General features: G+C 57.4%; 7 protein-coding genes. All 7 read left to right on the top strand.

Annotated features, from left to right (window positions below):
• Nucleotides 1-458, top strand: a 458-nt coding sequence (locus VJV58_RS00600; RefSeq protein WP_324135366.1) for a methyltransferase, incomplete at its 5' end; no start/stop codon positions are given.
• 389 nt (nt 459-847) lie between these two features.
• Nucleotides 848-1,222, top strand: a complete 375-nt coding sequence (locus tag VJV58_RS00595) for a BlaI/MecI/CopY family transcriptional regulator (protein WP_324135365.1) — start codon at nt 848-850, stop codon at nt 1,220-1,222.
• On the top strand, nt 1,223-2,965 hold the full coding sequence (locus VJV58_RS00590; protein WP_324135364.1) for a M56 family metallopeptidase: 1,743 nt from the start codon (nt 1,223-1,225) through the stop codon (nt 2,963-2,965). It begins immediately after the preceding gene.
• Nucleotides 2,966-3,209: 244 nt separating this feature from the next.
• Nucleotides 3,210-3,599, top strand: coding sequence for a response regulator (locus VJV58_RS00585; protein ID WP_324135363.1), 390 nt, complete (start codon nt 3,210-3,212; stop codon nt 3,597-3,599).
• A gap of 380 nt (nt 3,600-3,979) precedes the next feature.
• Nucleotides 3,980-4,813: an ABC transporter substrate-binding protein gene (locus tag VJV58_RS00580; protein ID WP_324135362.1), complete on the top strand. Its 834-nt coding sequence runs from the start codon at nt 3,980-3,982 to the stop codon at nt 4,811-4,813.
• The gene (locus VJV58_RS00575) at nt 4,810-5,787 is read left to right on the top strand and encodes an ABC transporter substrate-binding protein (RefSeq protein ID WP_324135361.1); all 978 of its coding nucleotides are present in this window, start codon (nt 4,810-4,812) and stop codon (nt 5,785-5,787) included. Before VJV58_RS00580 ends, VJV58_RS00575 begins: the two co-directional genes overlap by 4 nt.
• A 26-nt stretch (nt 5,788-5,813) precedes the next feature.
• A complete protein-coding gene (locus VJV58_RS00570; RefSeq protein WP_324135360.1) occupies nt 5,814-6,791 on the top strand; it encodes an ABC transporter substrate-binding protein in 978 nt (325 codons plus the stop codon).
• The last annotated feature ends 369 nt before the right edge of the window (nt 6,792-7,160 follow it).

The following is a 7,160-nucleotide window of genomic DNA, read 5'->3' as shown; positions in this document are numbered from 1 at the left end:
TGGCAAACTCTCATTTGCGTGGCACGCCGCTCGACATGCGACACGTCATTGATACTGCCGGGACTTTATTGGAGCGACACGGTTTGTCGGATCGCTGTCAGTTGGCTGCAGGTGATTTCTTTGATTTCGTTCCGGCCGGAGCGGATATCTACATACTGAAGAAAGTCATTCACGACTGGGCAGATACCGATGCGCGCAATATCCTGAGCAATTGCCGACGTTCGATACCGAAAGCCGGACGCCTGTTGTTGATCGAGCTGGTTGTTCCGTCTCCAAACGCGCCCTCCTTTGCCAAGATGCTGGATCTGTTGATGCTGGCTTATGCCGGCGGGCGTGAGCGCACCGAGGACGAGTATCGTGAACTGCTCAGCTCAGCTGGTTTTTGTCTGTTACGTGTTATCCCCACCGCCTCACCTGTCAGCATTATTGAAGCCATTCCTTTTGACCCGGCCGAATAAAACGCTTAGCTGACGACAGGCGGAGCCAAGCGTCTACAATCGTCCCCCCAAGATCATAGAAATCACAACTGCTGAAGAACTCGAGAAAGGGTTCGACATATCACATTCCGGGCGACCCTTCTTAATTGCGCCGATCAGGTGATCGAGTAAGCGGCCTTGTCGCTTTTACACATTTCGGAAATGTCGAGCAGCGCGAGCGATGTCTGCTTCCGGAGGCAAGCGAAGTGCCAGCGCTGGCCGACGACTTCCTTTTTGTACCGAAGCTGGTTTTCAGCCCTTGTGGGTGCCAACCCCATACCGCCACTTTTTGCGACCTACTACTATACTCATAGTTGACAGTTCATAGGGGACGCGACATTATCTACTACGGCCTTAGTAGGAGCGATGGGATGGACGTCCAGTTCACGGATCGAGAAATCGACGTCATGGAGGTACTTTGGGAGCGCGGGCCGTCGCTTGTCGGTGAAGTTCGAGCGGCACTCAGAGACGAACTGGCGTACACCACCGTGCTAACTATCCTACGGACGCTCGAAGGTAAGGGATATGTGAAGCGTGCGCCGGAGGGCCGTGGCCATCGATATTTCGCCGCCGTAAAGCAAACGGCCGCGCAAAAAAGCGCCCTGCGGCACCTGACACGCAAGCTCTTCAAGGGGTCGGCCGAATTGCTCTTCGTCCATCTGGTTTCGGATCAGAGGCTCAGTGAAAAGCAGATCCTAAACATGCGCAAACTTCTGGAAAGCAAGTCGGACACAGGGGAGACCTAAATGTTGTCCTGGATGCTTTATTCCGTCGTCGTGACTTTGCTGATGGGTTTGGCCACCCTCGCGCTTGAACGCTCGGCGCAGATTCGACGAAGGCCGGCGCGCTGGCTCTGGGCTACGTGTATGGCTGCTTCGCTCGCGATCCTCTTCATCCCTTCCGAGGTGTCGGTGCAGATTCCGGGAATGATTCAAACCGACCGATCGACATCTTCCGAAATACTCACGCCCCCGCAGACATCCGAAATACTCACGCCCCCGCAAACGACAGCAATTGAACTGTCGCGGTTCACGTTGCCGATCATTGGCACCGATCAAACTGCATTATCTAATGGAGTGTCCACGCTCTTGGAGTGGACCTGGCGTATCGCTTCCATTGGTCTCGCCCTGGTTATCCTCGCCAGTGGCGCCCATCTGGCGTGGAAACGACGTCGTTGGGACCGCGGTCATATTGCCGGAACGACCGTCTACATATCGGAGGATTGCGGTCCCGCGGTTGTCGGGTTTTTACGTCCACAAATTGTCGTGCCGCGCTGGCTGACAAAATTATCTCCCGACGAGCAAGAATTGGTGATCGCGCATGAACGGTCCCATCTCGGCGCGTACGACGCCCAACTGCTGACAATCGCTGTCTGCCTTCTCGCCTGCATGCCCTGGAACCTAGTGCTCTGGTGGCAACTGCGGCGGCTCCGTTTGGCCATCGAAATCGATTGTGATGCCCGGGTCCTGAGCCTCGGCTACCCTGTTGCACGGTATAGCGAGACTCTGATCGCCGTCGGTGAAAGGCAGTGTGCAAGTTACGCCACGATAATGGCTAGCTACGGATCGAAATCATTCCTGGAGCAAAGGATCCACAATATGCTGCAGAGGAAAACCAGACACGCTCGGGTGTGGGCGTTGGCCTTGGGCTGCCTCGGCGTCGGCTTCGCTGTTTGTGCGGCCGAAGTCGCTCCGCCTAAGCTCGACTTCGTCGGCAAGACTTCGCACCAGGAAACATCCGTAGATCCCCAATTGCTCCAAGCCAATGGGCAGCCGGACATCCGGGCTTTACGAACCCAACTTCTGCTCATGCAGGCTGAGCGCATCGCGGACAAGCTTACTCAGTTCATCAACGAGAGTCAGAACCAAGTCGCTTGGACAACGCAGCTGCCAACGACGGCAGCTTCGATCGACCAGCGTCGTGTCGACGCGCTGCGGCTGCTCCGACAGACGCCTGCCGTCACCGAGCTGTCGCAACTTGATCGCGAAGGCAAGGAGTATCTCAAGGTATCGCGCTTGGCCATGGACGTGGTTGGCAGCGGCACCGACTACTCCAAGGACGCGAAATTCACAGAGACAGTAGCAAAAAAGATCTATTACGGGCCGGTCTACATGCGTCGCGAGTCGGAGCCTTACATGACACTGGGAATGGCCGGTTCGTGGTTAGCTGGCGTAAGCATCGTTGAACTCAATCTCAAGCCAATGTGGGACGTTGTGCAACAAACCAAGGTTGGCGATCACGGCGTCGCTTATGTTGTTGACACCCAGGGTCGTATCATCGCGCATCCAGATCTTAGCGTGGCTAAGTCTCTGCGAGATGTGTCATCTCTTGCCCAGGTGCAGGAGGCTCGCACCATCCCTTCGACAGGGTCGGTCCGCATGGCGCGTGACATGAACGATCACGAGGTTGCGGTAGTTAATACCCGCGTCGCCGGACCCGGCTGGCTGGTGTTTGTGGAGCTGCCGATTGAGGAGTGGGCAAAAAATTGAGCTCGACGATTTCAAAGTGAACTGCCGGGCGCCGGCGTGCCGATGAAGTGATACATAGGCGTGTTGCTGCATATAGCACAAATTGAAGCGGCGCAGCGCGAATTGAACCTTCGCTCTTCAAGCTGTTTCTCGAACATCATCGTGAAGGACATGCCGCAATGTGCAAGTGGGAGAGTGAACCCGGCGCATTCACGGAATTTGTAGTCACGCTGCCGCCTACAACGTCCGCCGACCGGAGCGCAAATTGAGTACGTACATTGTCGTCGTCGATGACGAGCCTGACGTCGAAAGCATGTTCCGGCAGAATTTCCGGCGGGATCTGCGTTCGGGGCGTTTCCGCATGGAATTTGCTGTGTCTGGGCAGGCCGCTTTAGAGCAGGTGAAAGCGATCCCTGATCCGTCGCTGATCCTGATCCTCTCAGACGTCAACATGCCCGGGATGACAGGGCTTGAGATGCTTCCAAAGGTAAAGGCGGAACGTCCCAATGTGCCGGTGATCATGATTACAGCCTACGCGGACGATGCTACCAAGAAGAAGGCAACCGAGCTCGGGGCAGCCGGTTTGCTGCCTAAGCCTCTCGAGTTCGGCCTGCTGCGTCAAGAAATCGACCAGCGATTGCAGAAATTGGCTTAGGTCGCTTATTGGCAGTTTTCGGACGTGCCGAACAAGGTTCAATCGGCTATCGGGGTCAAAGCGGAAGTATACCAATATGGCGACTGCCGAAAATGGACCCGAAGGACACATTCATCCTAACTAGCGTTCGAACCGGTAGATCGCGGTTTGTCCATCGCCCAGTGTTCTAGGGTGCTATTGTTTGGCAGTGCGAGGGATGCCCTGGGCGAGGTCAGATGCGACGGCGCGAGTTCATCACACTGTCCGGCAGCGCAGTCGCTGTCTGGCCGCTCGCCGCCCCTGCCCAGCACACGAAGAAGCGTCGGATAGGTGTCCTATCATTTGGCCGCGGCGACAAGTCCGACGCAAGTCTGGCGACGATCGATGCATTCCTTTCGGGGATGCGCGAGCTTGGCTATACCGAACAGCAGAATATCGCATTTGATCGGAGATTCGCCGATGGCGACGCCAACAAGCTAGACGAGCTAGCGCAGCAATTGGTCGAGCAACGTGTTGATGCCATTGTTGCCCTGAGCACGCCCGCCGTCCGCGCCTCGAGGCGAGCGAGTTCGACGATCCCGATTGTCGGTATAGGAATGGCCGATCCGGTCGAAGATGGGCTTGCTTCTAGTCTGGGGTGGCCAGAAGGCAATGTAACGGGGACTACATTTCTCGGCCCCGAGCTGGTTTCCAAACGGTTACAACTGCTCAAGGAGATGGTCACGGGGCTTTCTCGCGTGGCGGTGCTGTGGCATCCCCGTGCATATGGCGAGCGCACCATGGCGGGCATGTTGAAGGAGATCGATAGTGCCGCCCAATCGCTCGGAACCCAACTTCATTTTGTGCCGGCGGACCGTCCGGTCGATCTGGACAACGCCTTCGCAGCCATGGCGGCAGAGCATGCTGATGCTCTCATTGTATTTCCTAGTCCGATGTTATTCAGCCAGTACTCGCGTATCGTAACCTTCGCAGCGGACAATCACCTGCCGGCCATGTATGCCGCGCGGGAAGCAGTAGACCTTGGCGGCCTTGTCTCTTACGGCGTAAACTTGCGTGGTATGTCTCGCGCCACTGCAACTTATCTCGACAAAATCCTCAAAGGCGCAACGCCGGCTGAATTGCCCATACAGCAGCCAACCAAACTCGAGTTGGTCCTCAATCTGAAGACGGCGAGGGCGCTCGGCCTTAACGTGGCGCTGCAACTTCAGCAGTTCGCCGACGAGGTGATCGAATGAGGCGCCGCGATTTCATAGCGCTACTTGGTAGCGCTGCCGCTTTGCCGCTTGTGGCGCGCGCGCAGCCAGCAGTGAAGCCTGTAGTCGGTTTCTTAAACGTAGCCTCACCGGACGGCTACGAGCACCATGTCGCCGCGTTTCGCGCGGGGCTCAAGGAACGAGGCTATGTCGAGGGCGAGAACCTGATGATCGAATTTCGCTGGGCGGAGGGACACTATGACCGGCTACCTGGGATGGCCGCCGATCTGGTAGGCCGTGAGGTTTCGGTGATTGTGGCCAATACGCCAGCCAATCTGGCGGCAAAGGCAGCAACCAGCAGGATTCCAATTGTCTTCACGACAGCCAGCGACCCAGTCAAAATCGGCCTCGTCCCGAATTTGAGCCGCCCCGGAGGCAACACTACCGGCGTAACTCAGCTCAATGTGGAAATTGGACCGAAGCGGCTGGAGTTGGCACATGAGCTGATACCTGGCGCCACCTCGATCGCGTTCCTCGTCAATCCTAACGATGCTTTGCGCGCCACCACAGTAACGCACGACGCGCAGGCGGCGGCCGTACCTCTTGGGCTAAAGCTTCATGTGCTGCGGGCCGCCACCGACGCGGAGATCGACGCGGCTTTCGCCGGATTTGCGCGGTTGAAAGCCGGCGTGCTGGTGATCGGAGTTGACGCTCTATTCAACAGCAAGAGCCAACTGCTCGCCGAACTCTCGCTCCGTTATGGGGTGCCTGCGATTTACCAGTACGACGAGTTCGCGGACGCCGGCGGCCTCTTGAGCTATGGTGGCAGCATCAAGGAATCATATCGATGGGCTGGCATCTACACGGGCAGAATTCTCAAAGGCGAGCGGCCCGGGGACCTGCCCGTGCAGCAGTCCACGACCGTTGAGTTGATCGTCAACCTCAAAACGGCCAAGGCGCTCGGCATTACCGTTCCAATGTCGCTGCTCGGCCGTGCCGACAAGGTGATTGAGTAGAGACGCGCTAACCCAGGGGAGTAAGCATGAAGCGACGGCGATTTCTCGCTGTTCTGGGCGCTGCGGCAGCTGCAATGCCATTCGCCGTTCGAGCGCAGCAAGCGACCAGGCTGCCGACTGTCGGCTTTCTCGGCGCGGGTTCGCCCTCAGGATGGAGCCACTGGACCGCGGCGTTTTTGCAGCGACTGCACGAGCTCGGCTGGGTCGAGGGAAAGACGATCTCCATCGAATATCGCTGGGCGGAAGGACACAGCGAGCGCTACCCCGAGATTGCGGCCGAATTCGTTCGGCTGAAGACAAACGTGATCGTTTCAACGGGTAGCGTCGCACTAGCGGCGAAGAAAGTGACTTCGGCCATTCCCATCGTTTTCACAATCGCCGCAGATCCGATCGGTGACGGCATGGTTGCGAGCCTGGCTCGACCGGGAGGAAATGTCACGGGACTGTCGACCCAAGGGGTTGACGTCGCGACAAAGCGGCTTGAATTGCTGCGAGAGATCGTTCCTGACCTCCGCCGCTTTGCGATTTTGGCCGAGCTCGGCAATCTCGGGACTGTGTTGGAGCAGCATAAGGTAGAGGTGGCTTCCAAGGCGCTCGGTCTCGAAGCCCTCACACTGGAATTGCACAGCGCGGACGATATCGCGCCCGCGCTTGCGGGACTGAAACGTAGAGCTGAGGCTCTCTATGTTCTCCCAAATCCGATCGCTAACACCAACCGTGCTCGCATCAACGCCCTTGCCATCGGCGAGCACTTGCCAACGATGCACGGCTTTCGCGAATACGTCGAAGCCGACGGCCTCGTTTCGTATGGACCTAATACCGTGGACATGTTCCGACGTGCCGGCGACTACGTCGACAGGATTCTTCGCGGATCGAAGCCCGCCGACATCCCGGTCGAACAGCCGACCAAATTCGAGCTGGTCATCAATCAAAAGGTCGCGAAAGCGCTCGGCATCCAACTGTCGCCGACCCTCTTGGCTCGCGCCGACGAGGTGATCGAATAACCTGCTGCGCTCTGCGCTGAAGTGATCCGGTTAACGACACCGCCGAATGTGCTTTACGATCAAGGTACCGTTCGGTCGACGCTCTCGTATCGTAACTCTGCGGCAATCCATCCTGTTGTACGGGCGAAAATGCCGGTGATGGTGATAGCCGGGCCCTTCCTTGATGATGACACGTTCGGCCATCGCCGGAGTTGCAACACCGACACATGCCAACGCCGCAATCGCAAGAAGCAGTTTATTCATCGCCAATTCTCTTCGCTGTGACCCGAATGAAAGCTCAATGCCGTGACGTCCGCACCGTTCCTGCATAAAAAGTTTAACGATGCAGATTGTCGCAGGGAGACGCGTCGTGCAACGACGCCCTGATCC

The sequence above is a fragment of the Bradyrhizobium sp. genome (assembly GCF_035273305.1).
GTDB lineage: Bacteria > Pseudomonadota > Alphaproteobacteria > Rhizobiales > Xanthobacteraceae > Bradyrhizobium.
This window is presented reverse-complemented; position numbering and strand designations above follow the sequence as displayed.